This window comes from Burkholderia sp. D-99 (assembly GCF_011605345.1).
Taxonomy (GTDB): Bacteria; Pseudomonadota; Gammaproteobacteria; order Burkholderiales; family Burkholderiaceae; genus Burkholderia.
Genome location: NZ_JAAOXM010000013.1, coordinates 101,073 through 119,261 on the forward strand (window position 1 = coordinate 101,073; position 18,189 = coordinate 119,261).

Consider the following 18,189-nt stretch of genomic DNA (forward strand, 5'->3'; position numbering starts at 1 on the left):
GCTCGCCCCGGATCGATGCAGATGCGGTGAGAAGCGGGTGCCATGGGCCCGCGTTTCGTCCCGATGCGCAATCCGATGCGCGATGCCTCAAGGTGCCCGGCGCAGTGCCGTAAACAGGGCGAGTCCAATCGTTCATCGCCTTTCATTGCACCATGGTTCGAATTCTGTACGCGGGCTATCTCGCGTTTGCGCTGTATCTTCTTTACCCGATGGTTCAGAACACGCTGGCATTTGGCGTTGTATGTGTGGGCAACGCGCTGCCTGGCGGCGCCAGCGGCATGTCGACGTCATCGGCAAGCGGCGTGGAGGGGCATGCGACTCGCTGCGCGCCGACTGCACGGGTTGGTGCCGGTGGTGCCGGGGCCGGGCGGATAGCTGAAATCCATTGAGCAAGGCGGCGCGCTGGCCATTCGGCCGAATTGAACTTCGCGCCATGCTCGCTGATCATCTGCAACACGGCGAATCGAACACGGGGGAGCGCGGCGTGCGTCAGTAGCTGGAGCGGTACGGCGTGCCCTGGTCGAAGCGGCTTTGCCAGTGCGTGAGATAGCGCGACGCGAGTTGCGGGTTGTTCCACACCACGACGACGTTCTCGGAATTGCGGCTGGCCGCTGACGCGCTGTAGTTGAACGAGCCCGTTTCGACGTGCTCGGCATCGATCACGAGGTACTTGTCGTGATGGATCGCATACGCGTCGATCGTGCGCGTCGGGATGCCTGCGTTGACGAGCAGGTTCAACGCCTGCTTGCTGCTCTTGGCGCGATTGCCCTTGTCGTCGACGACCACCGCGACATTCACGCCGCGTCGCTTGGCGGCGAGCAGTGCGCGTGTGACGGGCGGCGACGTGAACGAATAGGCGGCGACGCGGATCGAGCTGCGCGCGGCGCCGATCGCTTTCAGCACGAGCGCTTCGGCACCGCCATCGGGCGAAAACGCCGATTCGACGACCTGTGTTGCGGGCGCTTCGTGAGTAGGGGCCGGCAGCCATCGCGACACCAGGTCGATCGCTTGCTGAAGCAGCGATTCACTTTGCGTCTTGCCGAAGGCGGCGAACGGTGTGGCGAGCAGGGAAGCAGCGAGACAGGCGGCGGCGAGGCGATTGCGCGACAACATCTTGGACAGCGAATAATTTCGAGACAGCGGGCCGTGAGTGTAACGCAGACGTGGCGGCCCGGTCACGTGCGGATGCAACGTGATGACGCATCGCGATAACTGGCGATGGCAGAGGCGGTGACGCAAAGTTGCGTTGTGCGGGATCCGTGTGCGCGATCGGGTTGATCAGCGGATGGGGGCGATGGCAGCGCGCGAATGCGCGTGCGGTGGTGGCGGGATATCGGCGTGCAAGCCGTGCGCGAGTGCCGCCGGGCGGGCCCGATGAGGCCCGCGACAACAGCGCGAGCGCAACGAACGATCCGTATGCGTCACGCGTTCGGGTATGCGCGAAGCGTCAATCCTCGGCCGCAGGTGTGCCGGCTGCCCCGGTTGCGATCCATCCGGGGCCACGCTCCGGCTGCACGTCGCGCGCGTCGAGTGGCTCGCCGCACGCCGAGCATACGGTGACCGCATGCATCAGATGGCCGCAGGTACGGTGACGCAACTGCACCGGTGGCCCCTGGCCGTCGTCTTTCCAGCGGTCTCCCCATGCCATCAGCGCGAGCAGGATCGGGTAGAGGTCGACGCCCTTGTCTGTCAGCCGATATTCGAACCGCGGCGGGCGCTCCTGATACGCGCGTTTGGCCAGCACGCCTTCGTCGACGAGCCGCGCGAGCCGCTCGGCTAGCACATGGCGCGTGAGGCCGAGCTGGGTCTGGAACGCGTCGAAGCGGCGGCAGCCGAGGAACGCGTTGCGGAGGATCAGCATGGTCCAGCGGTCGCCGAGCACGGCGAGCGTACGCGCGACCGAACAGTTCAGCGTGCCGATATCATCCCATTTCATCGTCGAGTCTCTTGCGGCGGTTCAGCGAAATAGCGGGCTCGATTATAGAACCCGCCTTCGATTGCATCGGGCCCGGCCACGTTGACAACGGCCGTCGTCGTTGTCAATAATAAGTTCCAATTTGGAACTTACTAGCGCGGCAACGCGCTTTCAACCCGGAGACAACCCGATGAACCCGCTTTCCCTGTCTGGTCTCGATTTGCTGCGCGCTGCGGTATCGGGCGATGCGCCGCTCGCGTCGATTTCCGAGACGATCCCGATGCGACCGCTCGACGTCGAGCTCGGTTATGTGAAATTTTCGGCGCGGGCGGACGGCCGGCACCTGAATCCGCTCGGCGGCGTGCACGGCGGGTTCGCGGCGACGGTGCTCGATTCGGTCACGGGGTGTGCGGTGCATTCGATGCTTGATGCGGGCGTTGGCTATGGCACGGTCGATCTGCATGTGAAGATGCTGCGACCCGTGCCGCGCGACGTCGACCTGGTCGCGGAAGGACGTGTGATTCACCTGTCGCGTTCGCTGGGCGTTGCCGAGGGCACGCTGAAGACCCCGGACGACAAGATCGTCGCGCATGCATCGGCGACCTGTTTCATCCAGCGGCCGCAATGAAGGCGGGGCGGCAGCACTATCGGTCGGTCCCGCGCATGCGCCTTCACGCCGGTACCGAAGGCCGCCTGTAAGCGGATGTGGCGCCTGACTGAAGTGGCCGCTTCAATGTGATACGTTCCTGCTTTCCACCGACGCGACAGGAACAGCATGGAATACCGCACACTTGGCGATTCGGGCATCGAGGTCAGCCTGATCGGCCTCGGCACGATGACGTGGGGCGAGCAGAATTCGGAGCGCGATGCGCACGAGCAGATCGACTACGCGATCGGGCAAGGCGTGACGCTGATCGATGCCGCGGAGATGTATCCGGTGCCGCCGAAGCCCGATACGCAAGGGCGCACCGAGCAGTACATCGGCACCTGGCTCGCGCAGCATCGCGCGCAGCGCGAGCGCATCGTGCTCGCGACGAAAATCGCGGGGCCGGCGCGGCAGCCGCACAATCCGCGTCATATTCGCGGCGAAGGCAACCAGTTTGACCGCAAGAACCTGACCGAAGCGCTCGACGGCAGCCTCAAGCGCTTGCAGACCGACTACGTCGACCTCTATCAGCTGCACTGGCCCGACCGCAGCACGACGACGTTCGGCCGTCCGGCCTATCCGTGGGTCGACGACACCTATACGGTGCCGATCGAGGAAACCCTCGGCGTGCTCGCGGAATTCGTGAAGGCCGGCAAGGTGCGCGCGATCGGCGTGTCGAACGAAACGCCGTGGGGCGTCGCACAGTTCCTGCGCGCGGCCGAGAAGCTCGGGCTGCCGCGCATCGCGAGCATCCAGAATCCGTACAGCCTGCTGAACCGCACGTTCGAGAACGGGCTGTCCGAATTCACGCATCGTGACGGCGTTGGCCTGCTCGCGTATTCGCCGCTCGCGTTCGGCTGGCTGTCCGGCAAGTACGAGAACGGTGCGCGTCCGGCCGGCGCGCGCATCACGCTGTTCGAGCGCTTCCAGCGCTACAGCAAGCCGCAGGCCGTCGAGGCGACGTCGCGCTATGTCGCGCTCGCGCGGCGTCACGGGTTGTCGCCCGCGCAGCTCGCGCTGGCGTTCGTCAACAGCCGGCCGTTCGTGCGCAGCAACCTGGTCGGTGCGACGTCGCTCGAGCAGTTGAAGGAGAACATCGGCAGCATCGACGTGAAGCTGTCCGACGAAATCCTCGCCGAAATCGACGCGTTGCACGAGCTGCAGCCGAACCCCGCGCCGTAAATGGCGCGCGGCCCGCGCGGCAGCGATGCCGTGACGGGCCGCACCGGCGGCGCATCGCTGCGCCGTCGTTTCTTCCGTTATCGCATCTTGAGCCGCGTGCGCGCGACGAACAGCGCGGCGAGGCTCAGCACCGCACAGCCCATCAGATAGAGCGCCGGTGACAGTCGGTTGCCGGTCGTGCTGATCAGCCAGGTGATCACGAACGGCGCAAAGCCGCCGAACAGCGTGACGCCCGTGTTGTAGCTGACCGCGAGCCCCGTTGCGCGCGTCTGCGACGGGAACAGTTCGGCCATCAGCGCCGGCAGCGCGCCGCAGTACATCGCCTTCAGCATGCCGATCCAGACCAGTGCGACGAGCATCGTCGCGAACGACGCGTGACGCGTGAGCCACGCGAACGTCGGCCACACGGTGACGAGCATCAGCAGTGCCGCGACCGCCATCATGCGGATCCGCCCGGTGCTGTCGGACAGATGGCCGACGACCGGCGTGACGAGCGTCAGCACGAAGCCGGTCGCCAGCGTCGCGGCGAAGCCCGTCGACGCAGGCAGCCCGAGCTGCTTGATCGCGTAAGTCGGCATGTACAGGATCATGTAGTTGATCGCGGTCGAGATCACGAGCGCGCCGATCGACAACAGTACCCGCATCTTTTGTTCCGCGAACAGCTCGCGCACGGGCGCCTCGGAGCGCGCCTGCGTCTTGAACTCGACGCCTTCGTCGACGTAGCGGCGGATGTACAGCCCGACCGGGCCGATCGCGAGCCCGAACAGGAACGGCACGCGCCACCCCCAGCTTTCGAGTTGCGCGGTGGTCAGCGTGGCCGTCAGCAGCGCGCCGAAGCCCGATGCGAGCAGCGTCGCGAGGCCCTGGCTCGCGAACTGCCAGCTCGACATGAAGCCGCGTCGCTGCGGCGCGTGTTCGACGAGGAACGCGGTCGAGCTCGCGAATTCGCCGCCGGCGGAAAAGCCCTGCATCAGCCGCGACAGCATGATCCCGAGCGGCGCGAGAATGCCGATCGATGCGTAGGTCGGCATCAGCGCGATCAGCAGCGTGCCGGCCATCATCATCGCGATCGACAGCAGCAGCGACGCCTTGCGGCCCGCGCGATCCGCGTATGCGCCGAGGACGAAGCCGCCGATCGGCCGGATCAGGTAGGACAGCCCGAACGTGCCGAGCGTGAGCATCAGCGACGTCGCTTCGCTCGTGGCGGGGAAGAACAGCTTGGCGATCGTCACCGCGAAGAAGCCGTAGACGATCAGGTCGAACCATTCGAGCGCGTTGCCGATCGACGCCGCGAAGATGAGGCGCCGGATCTTCGCGGCGCTGGGGCGTGCGGCGTCCTGCGAGGTCAGGGTGGTCGTGTTCATCGTATGTGCAGGTCCCGTGAAAGGGGCGAAGCGCGTTACAGGGCGGCGCCGGCCGCGGCGGGTGCCGCGCGGCGGACGGTCGGCGCGTCGTCGCCGAGATCCCAGAAGAGGCCGGCCATCATCTGCAGCCCCTCGCTGACGACGCTCGCGAGCAGGTGCTCGTCGGGCGCGTGCTGCGAGCATGCCGGGTACGAGTGCGGCACCCACAGCGTCGGCAGCCCGAGCGTGTCGGCGAACACTTCGTTCGGCAGCGTGCCGCCGAGATTCGGCAGGATCGCCGGCTTCTTGCCGGTGGTGCGCGCCAGCGACGCGACAGCCCAGCTGACCCACGGATCGTCCGGCGGCACGCGCGTCGCCGGAGCGCCGCGTTCGACGTCGATCTCGATGTCGGGGAAGCCGTGCGCATCGAGGTGCGTGCGCAGATGTGCATGCAGCGCTTCCCAGTCGGTGCCGACGACGAAGCGCAACTGGCAGTGTGCGTACGCGACGGGCGGGATCGCATTGACGGGGTGCTCGGGATTGCCGGCCTTGAACGCGAGGATCTCGAACGTGTTCCAGCCGAACACGCGCTCGGGCGCGGTGAGGCCGGGCTCGCCCCAGTCGGTGTCGAGGGCCGGGTCGCCGGGGCCGCCGCCGACGGACAGATCCGCAAGTGCGTCGCGCACGGCGGCCGGGATCGGCGGCGGGCGCAGCCCTTCGACGCGAATTGCGCCGCGCGCGTCGACGAGGCTCGCGAGCGCATGCGCGAGCACGATCGCCGGATTGCGCAGCAGCCCGCCCCAGTTGCCGGAGTGATGCGCGCCGTCGCGGGCGCGCAGGCTCAGCTTGAAGTTGACCGAGCCGCGCGAGCCGAGGAATACCGTGGGGCGCGCGGCGGCGATGCGCGGGCCGTCGGACGCGATCAGCACGTCGGCCGCGAGCGCATCGCGTTCCTGGCGGCACAGCGCGTCGAGGCCCGGCGATCCCGTTTCTTCACCCATCTCGATCAGCAGCTTCGCGTTGAAGCCGAGCCGGCCGCCGCGTGCGTCGAGCACGCTGGCGAGCGCGGCCAGGTTGATCGTGTGCTGGCCCTTGTTGTCGGCGCTGCCGCGGCCGTACCAGCGGTCGCCGTCGGCCGTCAGCGTCCACGGCGACAGCGGCGCGCGCCACTGCGCGTCGTAGCCGCGCACGACGTCGCCGTGGCCGTAGATCAGTACGGTCGGCAGTGCATCGTCTTCATGGCGCGACGCGAGCAGGAATGGTCCGCCGCCGTCGACGGGGTTGTCGACGATCCGCGACGTGAAGCCGAGGCGGGCAGCCTCGGGGGCGATCTCGTCGGTCAGGTACGCGCGCAGCGCGGCTTCGTTGCCGCTGTCCTGGCTTTCGGTGCGCAGGCCGACGCGGCGGCTCAGGGTCGTGAAGAACGCACCGGATTCGAACTGGTTCAGCGCGTGCTGGATGGCGGCGGTACGGCTCAAGTCGTGTCTCCTCTGACGGGGTCGCTACGCGCGCGGATCGCGCATGCAACGTGAAGTGCGATCGATTCTAGAAAGCCGTTTTTTTTGTCACAATGATCGAATTTCGAACCTTTCTTTGCCGAAAAGGCAAAGCAGCGCGGCCGGCAGCCGGGTGGAGACAGAACGATGGCGGCATTCCTGCATGGCCTGGCGTTGCGGTATTTCGTCGAAGTGGCGCGCACCGGCTCGATCAGCGATGCATCCGCGCGGCTGCACGTGGCCGTATCGGCGATCAGCCGCCAGATCGCGAAACTCGAGAGCGAGCTCGGCGCACCGCTGTTCGAGCGCCGGCCGCGCGGGATGGCGCTGTCGGAGGCCGGCGAGCGGCTGCTGGCGTTCGCGCAGCGCAGCCTGCTGGAAGCCGAGCACGTGATGAAGGACATCGGCGGGCTCGACGCGCTGCACGGCAGCCTGTTGAAGATCGCATGCTCGGAAGGGTTCGCGATCGATTTCCTGCCCGGCACGCTCGCGCGCTTCAAGGCGCGCCATCCGGGTGTCGATTTCTCCGTGTGGGTCGTGTCGCCGGCGGAAGCGACGCGGCGCGTGCGTGACGGCGATGTGGACATCGCATTGAGCTTCAGCCTCGCGCCGGAGAAGGGCGTGCGCGTCGAGCATACCGAGCGCGCGCCGATCTTCGCGCTGATGCGGCGCGACCATCCGCTCGCGACGCGTGAAGCGGTATCGCTCGCCGATGTCGCGCGTCACCCGCACGTGCTGCCTGAGGCCGGCACGACGGTGCGCCAGTTGATCGACATCGCGTGCGCACTCGACGGGCTGCTGCTCGAGCCCGAACTGACGAGCAACAACACGGCGGCGATGTACGGCTACGCGCGCCGCACGGGCGCGGTGATGTTCACGGGGCTGCTGTCGGTGCGCGACCGCTGCGACGCGGACGGCTTCGTCGTCGTGCCCGTGACGAACCCGCAGCTTCGCGAGCGCAGCATCCAGGTGCAGACGATGGCGGGGCGCGATCTGCCCGCGTCGGTTCGCGCGTTTCGCGACCATCTGATCGACGCGATGCAGGCCGCATCGCCACCGCCGGCCGCCGCGCGCGGCCCGAGGCGCCGGCCCGTGAGATAATCGCCAATCCGCCTTCCGCGCCCATGCGACTCATCGAGCCGCATTGCCCCTGTTCGACGCCAAATTGAAGAACCTGATTGTCACCCTCGATCGCGCCGGCGAGTTCGACGAGATCATCGACGTGCGCACGCCGCTCGAGTTCGCCGAGGACCATATTCCCGGCGCGCTGAACGCGCCCGTGCTCAGCAACGAGGAGCGCGTGCTCGTCGGCACGATGTACCGCCAGGTGTCGCCGTACGAGGCGACGCGCGTCGGCGCGGCGATCGTCGCGCGCAACATCGCACGCCATCTCGACACGACGTTCGCCGACCGGCCGCGCAACTGGCGGCCGCTGATCTACTGCTGGCGCGGCGGCAAGCGTTCGGGCTCGATGACGACCTGGTTCAACCTGATCGGCTGGAAGGCGCGCCAACTCGACGGCGGCTACAAGGCGTACCGCCAGTCGGTGTGCGCGACGCTCGACTCGCTGCCGACGCGCTTTCGCTACATCGCGCTCGTCGGCCATACGGGCTGCGGCAAGACGCGCCTGCTGAACGCGCTGCACGACGTGGGCGCGCAGACGCTCGATCTCGAGGCGCTCGCGTGCCATCGCGGCTCGCTGCTCGGCGCGCTGCCGGGCAAGCCGCAGCCGGCGCAGAAGGGGTTCGATTCGGGGCTCGTCGAAATGCTTGGACGTTTCGACCCCGAATGGCCGGTGTTCGTCGAGTCGGAAAGCCGCAGGATCGGGCTCGTGCAGTTGCCGATCGCGCTGATCGAAGCGTTTCACGCCGGGCCGTGGGTGCATGTCGACGCGGCGCACGACGAGCGGATCGCGTTCCTCCTCGAGGATTACGCGCACCTGTTCGACGAACCGGACGCGTTCAAGGCGCAGCTCCATCGGCTGATCGGCCTGCATAGCCGCGACCAGGTGACGCACTGGAAGGCGCTGATCGATGGCAACGCGCGGGCCGAGCTGTTCACCGAGCTGATCGACAAGCATTACGATCCCGCCTACGCACGGACCTACCGCGCGGCGTACAACAAGCCGAACCGGGCGTTGACGTTCACGTTCCGACCCAACGCGGCCGACGTGCGCGAACAGGCGCGCACGCTGCTGGCCGAACTCGCGCAAACCGGGTTGCCCGCATCGGCCGCGCTTGCCGCAGGCGCGACATCCGCAACCGACAAAAACCAATCGACGACCACACGATGACGACCACACGCACCCAACCCAGTCCGGCCCTCGGCTGGATGACCTTCCTGCTGATCGCGGTCGCGGGACTGTTCTATGTGAAATGGTTCCCGTACTACAACAAGGCGTTCGTTGCCGCCGAGCACCATTCGATCGGCCAGTCGATCCTGATGGGCACGTCGGCGACCGCCCCCGAGCCGTCGCTGAAGGCCGCGCTCGACTATGCATGGGCGTACGGCAAGGCGATCTGGCAGGCGATGGTGCTCGGCCTGCTGCTCGGTTCGGCCGTGCAGGCGCTGCTGCCCGCGCACTGGGTCGCGCGCGTGCTCGGCCGCACCGGCTTCGGCAGCGTCGCCGCGGGCGGCCTGCTGTCGCTGCCCGGGATGATGTGCACGTGCTGCGCGGCACCGGTCGTCGCGGGTCTGCGTGCGCGCCATGCATCGCCGGGCGGCGCGGTCGCGTTCTGGCTCGGCAACACGGTGCTGAATCCGGCCGCGCTGGTGTTCATGGGCTTCGTGCTCGGCTGGCACTGGAGTGCGTTGCGCCTCGTGCTCGGCATCGCGATGGTGTTCGGCATCGGCTATCTGCTGAACCGCATTGCACGACCTGAAGACCGCAGCATCGACGATGCGCAGCTCGCCGCGCTGGCGGCCGAGCAGGCCGCGGCCGGCAATCCGTTCGTCCGCTGGGTGAAGCTGCTCGCGCGCATGGCCGTGCGGCTCGTGCCCGAATACATCGTGCTCGTGCTGCTGCTCGGCGCCGCGCGCGCATGGCTGTTCCCGCATATCGGCCCGGACATCGGCAATCATCTCGGCTGGATCGTCGCCTTCGCGGTCGCGGGCATGCTGTTCGTGATCCCGACGGCCGGCGAGGTGCCGATCATCCAGGCGATGCTGTCGCTCGGCATGGGCGTCGGCCCGGCCGCCGCGCTGCTGATGACGCTGCCGCCGATCAGCGTGCCGTCGCTCGCGATGCTCGCGCGTTCGTTCAAGCCGTACATGCTGGCGATCGTCGCGATCCTCGTCGTCGTGTTCGGGATCGCGAGCGGCCTGCTCGCGGTCGCGCTCGGGTTCTGACGCGCGCAAGCGGTGCGCCGGCCGGGCGCAATCGTCATATTCATCCGGCGCCGCCGTTTCACGCGTGCGGCGCCATTTACAAGAAGCAAACAGGAAAACGCATGACCCAACCGAAGATCCATCCTCGACTCGAAAAGGCGCTGACGCGCGGCGATCTCGCGATCCGCCAGGCCAATTCCGCGCGGGCGACTGCCGTGCTGAACGCACTGGGCACGATGATCATCGAGGCCTCCGCGACGATCGGCGTCGAGGCCAGCATCGACATTCCGCAAGGTGAGCGCATTTACGATCCGGTCAACGGCCTGTGGCCGCAGAAGATGCTGGTGTCGTTCGACGGCCCGGTGGACGAAGCCGATGCGGACGAACTGCGCTCGGTCTACCTGGTTGCCGACGATCCGGGCACGCAGTTCCGCGTCGAATGGCATCGCGCGGACGGCAAGCTCGGCCGCCAGGAAGGGGGCCCGCTCGCGACCGTCGCGTTCCTGACCGACGTCGAGATCCCGTGGAGCGACGACGACGAGTAACGTCGCCGCATGAAGCCGGCGCCCGATGCGCCGGCCGTCAGCGCATCATCCGCCGCCGGAACAGCCACGCGGACAGCAGGAATCCGCCGACCGCGTAGCCGGCGAGTACCGCGACATGCAGCGCGACGTCGGTCGCCGGCCGACCGAGCATCGCGGGCCGGATCAACTCGACGGCATTCGCGAGCGGCAGCGCCTGCGCTGCGTACTGCGCGATCGGCGGCAGCTGCGTGGTCGGGAAGAACACGCCCGACAGCAGCAGCATCGGTGTCAGCACGAGCGTCTGATAAAACATGAAGAAATCGTAGGACGGCGCGAGCGCCGTGACGATCATCGCGATGCTCGCAAACGCGAGGCCTGCGAGCGCGATCACGGGCAGCGCCGCGAGCATCGACGGAAACTGCGCATAGCCGAGCGCCCCCGCGACGAGCATGATCGCGGCCCCCGACAGCATCGCCTTGCTGGCCCCCCAGACGATCTCGCCGAGCACGATGTCGCCGAGCGCGAGCGGCGTATGCATGATCGCTTCCCACGTGCGCTGCACGTGCATCCGCGAGAAACCCGAATACATCGACTCGAAGCTCGCGGACATCATCACGCTCGACCCGACCGTGCCGGCCGCGAGGAACGCGATATACGACACGCCGTCGACATGGCCGAGCATCAGGCCGAGCCCGAATCCCAAGCCGAACAGATAGATCATCGGATCGGCAAGATTGCCGAACAGCGACGCGAGCGCGAGCTTGCGCCAGACGAGATAGTTGCGCCGCCAGACGGCGATCCAGTTGGTCGCGTTCGCGGGCATCGCGATCGCGAAGCGTGACACGCGCGGCGGTGCCGACGGTGCGGTGGCGGAATAGTTGCGCACGTCCATGATCGATCAGTCCTGCATTTCGCGGCCCGTGAGCCGCAGGAACACATCTTCCAGATTGGCCGGGCGATGCAGATAGCGCAACCCCGTGCGACCCTTGAGTCGCGCGCTGAGCGGTTCCGGATCGCTCACGTAGCAGAACAGCGTCTCGCCGCTGATCTCGGTGTGTTTTGCGAACGCCGCCAGCTCGTCGCGCAGCGTGGCCGGATCGGGCCCGTAGATCTCGATCACGTCGCAGCCGATCTCCGATTGGATCAGCGCGTGCGGTGCACCTTCGGCGATCTTGCGGCCTTCCTCGATCACGCACAGGCGGTCGCACAGGCGCTCGGCTTCTTCCATGAAGTGCGTGGTGATCAGGATCGTCTTGCCTCGAGCAAGCAGCGAGCGCAGCCGCTCCCACATGAGGTGACGCGCTTGCGGGTCGAGCCCGGTCGTCGGCTCGTCGAGCACCAGTACATCGGGATCGTTGACGAGCGCACGGGCGAGCGTGAGGCGGCGCTTCATGCCGCCCGACAGCTCGCCGACCTTCGCATCGGCCTTGTTCTCGAGCTTCGCGAATTCGAGCAGCGGCTTCACGAGCGCGCGCGCAGCCTGCGCCGACATGCCGAAATAGCGGCTGAAGACGAGCAGGTTCTCGCGCACGCTGAAGTCGGGGTCGAGATTGTCGAACTGCGGGACGACCCCGACGCGCTGGCGCGCATGTCGCGCACGCGATGGAACCGGTTCGCCGCAGAGCGAAATAGTGCCTGCATCGGGATGTGTGAGGCCGAGCAGCATTTTCAGCGTGGTGGTCTTGCCGGCGCCGTTGGGCCCGAGCAGGCCGTAGCATTCGCCGGCCTGTACGGTGAAGGACAGGCCGTTGACGACGAGCTTGTCGCCAAAGCGCTTTTCGACGTTCCGGAAATCGATCGGTGCAACGGACATGGGCATGTTGTCGTTGTAAGCGGGCGCGGAAGCGTTCCGCTGCCGGATGCGTAGCCGGCTGGCGAACCGATCGGACGATTGCGTGTCACACGGGCATGACCGAAGCGCACGACGCCGGCGCCTGCTGGCCCGCTGGAGTACGAACGGGCCATTCTAGTGCATCGGCTGCGTCTCTTCAGGGCATGCCTGCACGGTGCGATGCATGCGCGCACCGATCGTGCACCGCATCATCGCGCACGCGCCGAGCGAGGCGAATCAGCGTTTTCCATCCCTTGCGTCCTGAATTGCGGCGCACCATGATGAATGCGTAGGCTCGTTGTTGCGATAGGGAGGTTTCATGGCTAGCTACAACAAGATTCTGCTGTGTTACGACGGCACGCTCGAAGGGCGCAAGGCACTGCGCTGCGGCGCCAATCTCGCGATGGACCTGAAGGCCGAGACGCATTTGCTGTCGGTCGTCGACATGCGCTCGAGCATCGCGCAGAGCGCAGGCCTGCTGACCGACGTCGCGTGCGGCCGGTTCGAGGAAACCGCGCGTGAAATCCTGCAGGAAGGGGTGAACTGGCTGCGCGAGCGCGGCGTGCAGGCCGAAGGCCATTTCGCGTTCGGCTATCCGATCGACGAAATCGCGAATCTCGCGACGGAGCTGAAGGTCGACCTCGTCGTCGTCGGCCACCGGTGCCGCAGCGGGCTGTCGAGATGGTGGATGGGCTCAGGCAACACGCAACTGCTCGATCGCGTCAACTGCAGCATCCTGGTGGCGTGTTCGTCGGCACAGGAGCAGAAGGAAGAAATCGCGCGTGAGCGGGAAGCCGCCACGGCGAATGGCAAATGATCGAATGATTCGATGACGGCCTGACCGGCGATGCGCGCCGGTCAGGCGCCGTGCCGCATCAGCGGCGCGGGTACCGCGCGGCCTGCTACGCGTGCAGGTCGATCGCGGACAATTTCCACGAGAACAGCCCGAAGCGGTGGAATATCGCCGCGTAGCGCGTGCCGTCGGCACTGCGCTGGTAGGTCACGACGAATTCATCGATATTCCGGTAGCCCGCGCTGGTTTGCTGCTGATGCGGCGCATGCGTTGCATCGTTCGCACTGGCCGGTGCGGTAGAGGTGGGTGCCGGCGATGACGCAGCCGCCGCGCTGTTGCCCGGAGCGACGGCGCTTGCCGGTGCCGGATTGGCCTGCGGTGCGGCCGGCGTGTCTGCAGGCGCATTGCCTTGCGGCTGATTCGACCAGTCGGGCGGGCGTTCACCCGGATTGCCACGCGGTGGCAACCCGCTCATCAGCGCGGCCACGCCCTCCGGGGTCGCGTACGCATCGACCAGCGGGCCGATCAGGGCAGACCCGATCAGTGCACCAATCACCGCGAACGGATTGTTCTTCTTCACCGCGTCGATCCGGCGCATCAACTCTTCCGTGACCTGCTGCTTCAGGCTGATGCGCAGCGACGGAAAATCGACATATTCACTGATGGCCTGTGCATCGCGCGCATCGATCGCCGATTTCAGGCGGCCGAGCGCGACGTACGGCGACGCGTAGGCATAGCCGATCGCCGCAATGACGGCGACGGCCACCACGACGATCAGCAGGGGCTTGAGCCGCCATGCGCGGCCCGAAGATCCTGTCACGTTGCCTCCGATGCGGGGATGTTCCGCAATCAGAGACCGCCTGGCGTGGCCGATCGTTCCTCTGCGATGCAGTGATCGATCATCCGGCACACGGCATCGATCGTGCCGACCATGATCAGGCGCGAACGGCCGTGATAGACGCGCACCGGCGCACGGCGCGCGGGTTCCGCGTGATTCAGGCCGGCGTTCAGCGATACCCGCGCGAAAGCGGGGAGCGCCGACGGCAGCAGGGACGCCTGCCGTTCGACTGCGACTTCTTCTTGCACAGGCGCCGCCGCGGACAGCGGAGCGCAGGGCGTGCGGCCGCGCAGGTGGCGCAGGCGACCGAATTGACGGAAAGGCAGCAGACGGGCAAGGCGTTCCATGATGTTCTCCTCAGCGAGACGGAATGTCAGAGTTCGCCCGAGCGGATCAGCCCGACGGCGATGCCTTCCAGCGCGAATTCCGCGCTGCCGGCCTTGACGAAGATGTTTTCGTAATCCGGGTTCTCCGCGATCAGCTCGAGACCGCCCGGCCGGCGCATCAGGCGCTTGACCGTGACGTCGTCGCCGAGACGCGCGACGATGATCTGGCCGTCCTTCGCTTCCGTGCGCTTCTGCACGGCGAGGAGGTCGCCGTCGAGAATGCCGGCGTCGCGCATCGACAGGCCGCGCACTTTCAGCAGGTAGTCGGGCTTGCTGGAGAACAGCGCGGGATCGCACGCGTAATGCTGCGAGATGTGCTCCTGCGCGAGGATCGGGCTACCGGCTGCCACGCGGCCGACGAGCGGCAGCGACAGCTGCATCAGGCCGGCGTGCGGCAGCGTGAACTGATGCGGGGAATCTTCGAGGCCGAGCAGGCGGATGCCGCGCGACGCGCCGGCGGCCAGCTCGATCACGCCCTTGCGCGCCAGTGCGCGCAGGTGCTCCTCGGCCGCATTCGGCGAGCTGAAGCCCAGTTCGGCCGCGATCTCGGCACGGGTGGGCGGGAATCCGGAGCGCTCGATCGCGCGACGGATCAAGTCGAACACTTGCTGCTGGCGGGCGGTCAGTTTGGTCATGGCTCAACTGTATGGATAGACAGTGAGCTGTATTTTTATACAGTAGTTCGCGAATTTCAAGTGTTACGTGAGGTTCGTCGCGATCACGCCGGTTCCGGCGCGATTTCACGACGTCCGGACGGCGGTTCATCTGCCGCAACCGTCCATCCCGTATGCGTTAGCACTTTTGGGTATTAAAAAATGAGGAACGATTATTTTTAATCATGTAACCCGTTCGTTAGACTGGCCCGACATCGCAATACCGACAACACTGGAGAACCAAGGATGGGCAAGCGCAATACGGGGCTGGTGGGCGGAGTGGGCCGCCTGATCGCAACACTCGCGCTGGGCGCGGCGGCGGCGCTGGGCGTCGCGACGCACGCCCAGGCCGATACGACCTTCCTGAACGTGTCGTACGACCCGACGCGCGAGCTGTATCAGGATTTCAACCAGGCGTTTGGCAAGGAGTGGAAGGCGAAGACGGGCGAGACCGTCAACTTCAAGCAGTCGCACGGCGGGTCAGGCGCGCAGGCGCGCTCGGTGCTCGACGGCCTGCAGGCCGACGTCGTCACGCTGGCGCTGGCGTACGACATCGACGCGCTCGCGAACAAGGGGCTCGTCAACAAGGACTGGCAGAAGCGCCTGCCCGACAACGCGTCGCCGTACACGTCGACGATCGTGTTCCTGGTGCGCAAGGGTAATCCGAAGGGGATCAAGGACTGGGACGACCTGACCAAGCCGGGCATCTCGATCGTCACGCCGAACCCGAAGACGTCCGGCGGCGCGCGCTGGAACTACCTGGCTGCATGGGCGTACGCGCAGCACAAGCCGGGCGGCAACGAGCAGACGGCGAAGGACTTCGTCACGAAGCTCTACAAGAACGCCGGCGTGCTCGATTCCGGCGCGCGCGGTGCGACGACGAGCTTCGTGCAGCGCGGGATCGGCGACGTGCTGATCGCATGGGAAAACGAGGCGTTCCTGTCGGTCAAGGAATTCGGCACCGACAAGTTCGAGATCGTCGTGCCGTCGGTGAGCATCCTGGCCGAGCCGCCCGTCGCGGTGGTCGACAAGGTGGTCGACAAGAAGGGCACGCGCAAGCTGGCCGAGGCGTACCTGAACTTCCTGTACAGCCCGCAGGGCCAGGAGATCGCGGCGCGCAACTACTACCGGCCGCGTTCGAAGAACGTGCCGGCGGAACTGACGAAGCAGTTCCCGAAGCTGAAGCTGTACACGGTCGACGATACCTTCGGCGGCTGGACGAATGCGCAGAAGACGCATTTCGCGGACGGCGGCGTGTTCGATTCGATCTACAAGCCGCAGTAACGCCATAACGACAGCGGCGCGCCACGATAGCGCGCCGCACCCTCGACGGGCCGCCGGCGCAATGCATCGCGCCGGCGTTTGCGTCGGACCCATGAGCAGCATCGACCCAGCAAGAGCATCCGATGACGACGTACACCTTTCGCAAGCCGAGCGCGCTGCCCGGTTTCGGCGTGACGCTAGGCATCACGGTGGCCTATTTGAGCCTCGTGGTGCTGATACCGCTCGCTGCCACGTTCCTGAAGACCGCGACGCTGTCGTGGGACCAGTTCGTCACCGCCGTCACGTCGCCGCGCGTGCTCGCGTCGTACCGGCTGACGTTCACGTCCGCGCTCGGCGGCGCGCTGATCAACGCCGTGTTCGGCTTCCTCGTCGCGTGGGTGCTCGTGCGCTACACGTTCCCGTTCAAGCGCCTCGTCGATGCGATCGTCGACCTGCCGTTCGCGCTGCCGACCTCGGTCGCCGGCATTTCGCTCGCGGCCGTCTACGCGACCAACGGCTGGGTCGGCCAGTATCTCGCGCCGCTCGGTATCAAGATCGCGTTCACGCCGGCTGGCGTGCTGGTCGCGCTCACCTTCATCGGGCTGCCGTTCGTCGTGCGCACGGTGCAGCCGGTGCTCGAGGATTTCGAGCGCGAGCAGGAAGAGGCCGCCGCATGCCTCGGCGCGTCGCGCTGGCTGACGTTCCGCCGCGTCGTGCTGCCGGCCGTGCTGCCGGCGCTCCTCACCGGTTTCGCGCTCGCGTTCGCGCGCGCGCTCGGCGAATACGGATCGGTGATCTTCATCGCCGGCAACGTGCCGATGAAATCCGAGATCACGTCGCTGCTCATCATCACGAAGCTCGAGCAGTACGACTACGCGGGCGCGACCGCGCTGGCGGTCGTGATGCTCGTGGTGTCGTTCCTGATGCTGTTGCTGATCAACACGCTGCAGTGGTATCTGCAGCGCCGCACGAGCAAGGGCGCGAGCGGTCCCGCGCCCGCCACCGTCATCGCCGTCGCAGCAGGAGGCCAGCAATGAGCCAGGAGGCCACCGTCGTGCTGAAAACCCCGTCTTCGGCCGCGCAAGGGCGCGCCGCGAAGCGGCTCGACCCCGTCAGCGAGTCGCGCGTCGTGCGCTGGCTGCTCACGGGCATCGCGCTGGCGTTCCTTGCGTTCTTCCTCGTCGTGCCGCTTGCCGCGGTGTTCGTCGAGGCGTTGAGAAAAGGCGTCGGCTTCTATCTCGAATCGCTGGCCGATCCCGATGCGTGGTCGGCGATCAAGCTGACGCTGACCGTCGCCGCGATCGCCGTGCCGCTGAACCTCGTGTTCGGCGTATGCGCATCGTGGGCGATCGCGAAATTCGAATTCCGCGGCAAGGCGCTGCTGACGACGCTGATCGACCTGCCGTTCTCCGTGTCGCCGGTGATCTCGGGCCTCGTATACGTGCTGCTGTTCGGCGCACAGGGCTGGTTCGGTCCGTGGCTGCAGGATCACGACGTACAGATCATCTTCGCCGTGCCTGGCATCGTGCTCGCGACGATCTTCGTCACGTTCCCGTTCGTCGCGCGCGAGCTGATTCCGCTGATGCAGGCGCAGGGCACCGACGAGGAAGAGGCCGCGCGCGTGCTCGGCGCATCGGGCTGGCAGATCTTCCGCCGCGTGACGCTGCCGAACGTGAGGTGGGGCCTGCTGTACGGCGTGATCCTGTGCAACGCGCGCGCGATGGGCGAGTTCGGCGCGGTGTCGGTCGTGTCGGGCCACATCCGCGGCGTGACCGACACGATGCCGCTGCACGTCGAGATCCTGTACAACGAATACAACTTCGCGGCGGCCTTCGCCGTGGCGTCGGTACTGGCGCTGCTCGCGCTCGTCACGCTCGCGCTGAAGCTGCTCGCCGAGCGCCATCTCGCCGCCGAGCTGGCCGGCGCGCGCGACACCGTTCCCGCACATGCCGGCCCCGTCGCCGCCGTTTCGTCGAAATCGTAAAGAGGCAA

Annotated in this window: 20 protein-coding genes; 11 read left to right on the plus strand and 9 right to left on the minus strand. The window is 66.7% G+C overall.

What is annotated here, in order from left to right; genetic code table 11:
* Nucleotides 1-152: 152 nt before the first annotated feature.
* Entirely contained in the window at nt 153-389 is a 237-nt protein-coding gene (locus HAV18_RS40080) for a hypothetical protein (RefSeq protein WP_243771808.1), read from the plus strand.
* A gap of 100 nt (nt 390-489) precedes the next feature.
* On the opposite strand, the gene HAV18_RS32585 is transcribed toward HAV18_RS40080, so the two are convergent.
* Nucleotides 490-1,113, minus strand: a complete 624-nt coding sequence (locus HAV18_RS32585) for a phospholipase D family protein (protein ID WP_034201824.1) — start codon at nt 1,111-1,113, stop codon at nt 490-492.
* A gap of 334 nt (nt 1,114-1,447) precedes the next feature.
* Nucleotides 1,448-1,936 carry a helix-turn-helix domain-containing protein gene (locus tag HAV18_RS32590; RefSeq protein WP_166964190.1) on the minus strand — a complete coding sequence of 163 codons (489 nt, stop codon included), beginning with the start codon at nt 1,934-1,936 and terminating at the stop codon, nt 1,448-1,450.
* A gap of 169 nt (nt 1,937-2,105) precedes the next feature.
* Between HAV18_RS32590 and HAV18_RS32595 the strand changes: the two genes are divergently transcribed.
* Together HAV18_RS32595 and HAV18_RS32600 are read left to right on the plus strand one after the other, a co-directional pair.
* Nucleotides 2,106-2,543 carry a PaaI family thioesterase gene (locus HAV18_RS32595; RefSeq protein WP_034186970.1) on the plus strand — a complete coding sequence of 146 codons (438 nt, stop codon included), beginning with the start codon at nt 2,106-2,108 and terminating at the stop codon, nt 2,541-2,543.
* Nucleotides 2,544-2,690: 147 nt separating this feature from the next.
* On the plus strand, nt 2,691-3,743 hold the full coding sequence (locus tag HAV18_RS32600; protein ID WP_085038954.1) for an NADP(H)-dependent aldo-keto reductase: 1,053 nt from the start codon (nt 2,691-2,693) through the stop codon (nt 3,741-3,743).
* 77 nt (nt 3,744-3,820) lie between these two features.
* On the opposite strand, the gene HAV18_RS32605 is transcribed toward HAV18_RS32600, so the two are convergent.
* The gene (locus HAV18_RS32605) at nt 3,821-5,107 is read right to left on the minus strand and encodes an MFS transporter (protein WP_166964192.1); all 1,287 of its coding nucleotides are present in this window, start codon (nt 5,105-5,107) and stop codon (nt 3,821-3,823) included.
* A gap of 35 nt (nt 5,108-5,142) precedes the next feature.
* A complete protein-coding gene (locus HAV18_RS32610; protein ID WP_166964194.1) occupies nt 5,143-6,564 on the minus strand; it encodes a M20 family metallopeptidase in 1,422 nt (473 codons plus the stop codon).
* Between the two features lie 165 nt (nt 6,565-6,729).
* Between HAV18_RS32610 and HAV18_RS32615 the strand changes: the two genes are divergently transcribed.
* The 4 genes from HAV18_RS32615 (at nt 6,730) to HAV18_RS32630 (ending at nt 10,454) form a co-directional block, all read left to right on the plus strand.
* The gene (locus tag HAV18_RS32615; RefSeq protein ID WP_166964196.1) at nt 6,730-7,683 is read left to right on the plus strand and encodes a LysR family transcriptional regulator; all 954 of its coding nucleotides are present in this window, start codon (nt 6,730-6,732) and stop codon (nt 7,681-7,683) included.
* A gap of 64 nt (nt 7,684-7,747) precedes the next feature.
* Nucleotides 7,748-8,875 (plus strand): tRNA 2-selenouridine(34) synthase MnmH, encoded by a 1,128-nt coding sequence (mnmH, locus tag HAV18_RS32620; RefSeq protein ID WP_166964198.1) that lies wholly within the window; start codon nt 7,748-7,750, stop codon nt 8,873-8,875.
* Nucleotides 8,872-9,930: a permease gene (locus tag HAV18_RS32625; protein ID WP_166964200.1), complete on the plus strand. Its 1,059-nt coding sequence runs from the start codon at nt 8,872-8,874 to the stop codon at nt 9,928-9,930. The genes mnmH and HAV18_RS32625 overlap by 4 nt, the downstream gene beginning before the upstream one ends.
* Nucleotides 9,931-10,031: 101 nt before the next feature.
* Entirely contained in the window at nt 10,032-10,454 is a 423-nt protein-coding gene (locus tag HAV18_RS32630; RefSeq protein WP_166964201.1) for a hypothetical protein, read from the plus strand.
* A gap of 37 nt (nt 10,455-10,491) precedes the next feature.
* Here the strand turns inward: HAV18_RS32630 and HAV18_RS32635 are convergent, their stop codons facing one another.
* Both HAV18_RS32635 and nodI read right to left on the minus strand, forming a co-directional pair.
* Nucleotides 10,492-11,325, minus strand: a complete 834-nt coding sequence (locus HAV18_RS32635; protein WP_166964203.1) for an ABC transporter permease — start codon at nt 11,323-11,325, stop codon at nt 10,492-10,494.
* A gap of 6 nt (nt 11,326-11,331) precedes the next feature.
* Nucleotides 11,332-12,246, minus strand: coding sequence for a nodulation factor ABC transporter ATP-binding protein NodI (nodI, locus tag HAV18_RS32640; RefSeq protein ID WP_166964205.1), 915 nt, complete (start codon nt 12,244-12,246; stop codon nt 11,332-11,334).
* A 337-nt stretch (nt 12,247-12,583) separates the two neighbouring features.
* Here nodI and HAV18_RS32645 point away from each other — a divergent pair, with 337 nt between their 5' ends.
* Entirely contained in the window at nt 12,584-13,081 is a 498-nt protein-coding gene (locus tag HAV18_RS32645; protein WP_166964207.1) for a universal stress protein, read from the plus strand.
* A gap of 85 nt (nt 13,082-13,166) precedes the next feature.
* On the opposite strand, the gene HAV18_RS32650 is transcribed toward HAV18_RS32645, so the two are convergent.
* Genes HAV18_RS32650 through lexA form a run of 3 tightly spaced genes read right to left on the minus strand, consistent with a single transcriptional unit; the run spans nt 13,167 to nt 14,916 of the window.
* Nucleotides 13,167-13,877 (minus strand): DUF2939 domain-containing protein, encoded by a 711-nt coding sequence (locus tag HAV18_RS32650; protein ID WP_166964394.1) that lies wholly within the window; start codon nt 13,875-13,877, stop codon nt 13,167-13,169.
* Nucleotides 13,878-13,906: 29 nt separating this feature from the next.
* Nucleotides 13,907-14,242 (minus strand): hypothetical protein, encoded by a 336-nt coding sequence (locus HAV18_RS32655; RefSeq protein ID WP_011351892.1) that lies wholly within the window; start codon nt 14,240-14,242, stop codon nt 13,907-13,909.
* Nucleotides 14,243-14,268: 26 nt separating this feature from the next.
* Nucleotides 14,269-14,916: a transcriptional repressor LexA gene (lexA, locus tag HAV18_RS32660; RefSeq protein ID WP_047900600.1), complete on the minus strand. Its 648-nt coding sequence runs from the start codon at nt 14,914-14,916 to the stop codon at nt 14,269-14,271.
* Between the two features lie 264 nt (nt 14,917-15,180).
* On the opposite strand from lexA, the gene HAV18_RS32665 reads away from it, so the two are divergent.
* The 3 genes from HAV18_RS32665 (at nt 15,181) to cysW (ending at nt 18,181) form a co-directional block, all read left to right on the plus strand.
* Entirely contained in the window at nt 15,181-16,218 is a 1,038-nt protein-coding gene (locus tag HAV18_RS32665) for a sulfate ABC transporter substrate-binding protein (RefSeq protein WP_021157012.1), read from the plus strand.
* Between the two features lie 122 nt (nt 16,219-16,340).
* Nucleotides 16,341-17,234: a sulfate ABC transporter permease subunit CysT gene (cysT, locus tag HAV18_RS32670; RefSeq protein ID WP_166964209.1), complete on the plus strand. Its 894-nt coding sequence runs from the start codon at nt 16,341-16,343 to the stop codon at nt 17,232-17,234.
* On the plus strand, nt 17,231-18,181 hold the full coding sequence (cysW, locus tag HAV18_RS32675; protein WP_166964211.1) for a sulfate ABC transporter permease subunit CysW: 951 nt from the start codon (nt 17,231-17,233) through the stop codon (nt 18,179-18,181). Before cysT ends, cysW begins: the two co-directional genes overlap by 4 nt.
* Nucleotides 18,182-18,189: the final 8 nt, after the last annotated feature.

Excerpts from the sequence above, each read along its gene's own strand:
- HAV18_RS32645 (WP_166964207.1), top strand. The coding sequence starts at position 12,584 with ATGGCTAGCTACAACAAGATTCTGCTGTGTTACGACGGCACGCTCGAA.
- HAV18_RS32585 (WP_034201824.1), bottom strand. The coding sequence starts at position 1,113 with ATGTTGTCGCGCAATCGCCTCGCCGCCGCCTGTCTCGCTGCTTCCCTG.
- HAV18_RS40080 (WP_243771808.1), top strand. The coding sequence starts at position 153 with ATGGTTCGAATTCTGTACGCGGGCTATCTCGCGTTTGCGCTGTATCTT.
- HAV18_RS32630 (WP_166964201.1), top strand. The coding sequence starts at position 10,032 with ATGACCCAACCGAAGATCCATCCTCGACTCGAAAAGGCGCTGACGCGC.
- HAV18_RS32635 (WP_166964203.1), bottom strand. The coding sequence starts at position 11,325 with ATGGACGTGCGCAACTATTCCGCCACCGCACCGTCGGCACCGCCGCGC.
- nodI (WP_166964205.1), bottom strand. The coding sequence starts at position 12,246 with ATGTCCGTTGCACCGATCGATTTCCGGAACGTCGAAAAGCGCTTTGGC.
- HAV18_RS32595 (WP_034186970.1), top strand. The coding sequence starts at position 2,106 with ATGAACCCGCTTTCCCTGTCTGGTCTCGATTTGCTGCGCGCTGCGGTA.
- cysT (WP_166964209.1), top strand. The coding sequence starts at position 16,341 with ATGACGACGTACACCTTTCGCAAGCCGAGCGCGCTGCCCGGTTTCGGC.
- HAV18_RS32600 (WP_085038954.1), top strand. The coding sequence starts at position 2,691 with ATGGAATACCGCACACTTGGCGATTCGGGCATCGAGGTCAGCCTGATC.
- lexA (WP_047900600.1), bottom strand. The coding sequence starts at position 14,916 with ATGACCAAACTGACCGCCCGCCAGCAGCAAGTGTTCGACTTGATCCGT.
- HAV18_RS32655 (WP_011351892.1), bottom strand. The coding sequence starts at position 14,242 with ATGGAACGCCTTGCCCGTCTGCTGCCTTTCCGTCAATTCGGTCGCCTG.
- HAV18_RS32615 (WP_166964196.1), top strand. The coding sequence starts at position 6,730 with ATGGCGGCATTCCTGCATGGCCTGGCGTTGCGGTATTTCGTCGAAGTG.
- HAV18_RS32665 (WP_021157012.1), top strand. The coding sequence starts at position 15,181 with ATGGGCAAGCGCAATACGGGGCTGGTGGGCGGAGTGGGCCGCCTGATC.
- HAV18_RS32625 (WP_166964200.1), top strand. The coding sequence starts at position 8,872 with ATGACGACCACACGCACCCAACCCAGTCCGGCCCTCGGCTGGATGACC.
- cysW (WP_166964211.1), top strand. The coding sequence starts at position 17,231 with ATGAGCCAGGAGGCCACCGTCGTGCTGAAAACCCCGTCTTCGGCCGCG.
- HAV18_RS32590 (WP_166964190.1), bottom strand. The coding sequence starts at position 1,936 with ATGAAATGGGATGATATCGGCACGCTGAACTGTTCGGTCGCGCGTACG.
- HAV18_RS32605 (WP_166964192.1), bottom strand. The coding sequence starts at position 5,107 with ATGAACACGACCACCCTGACCTCGCAGGACGCCGCACGCCCCAGCGCC.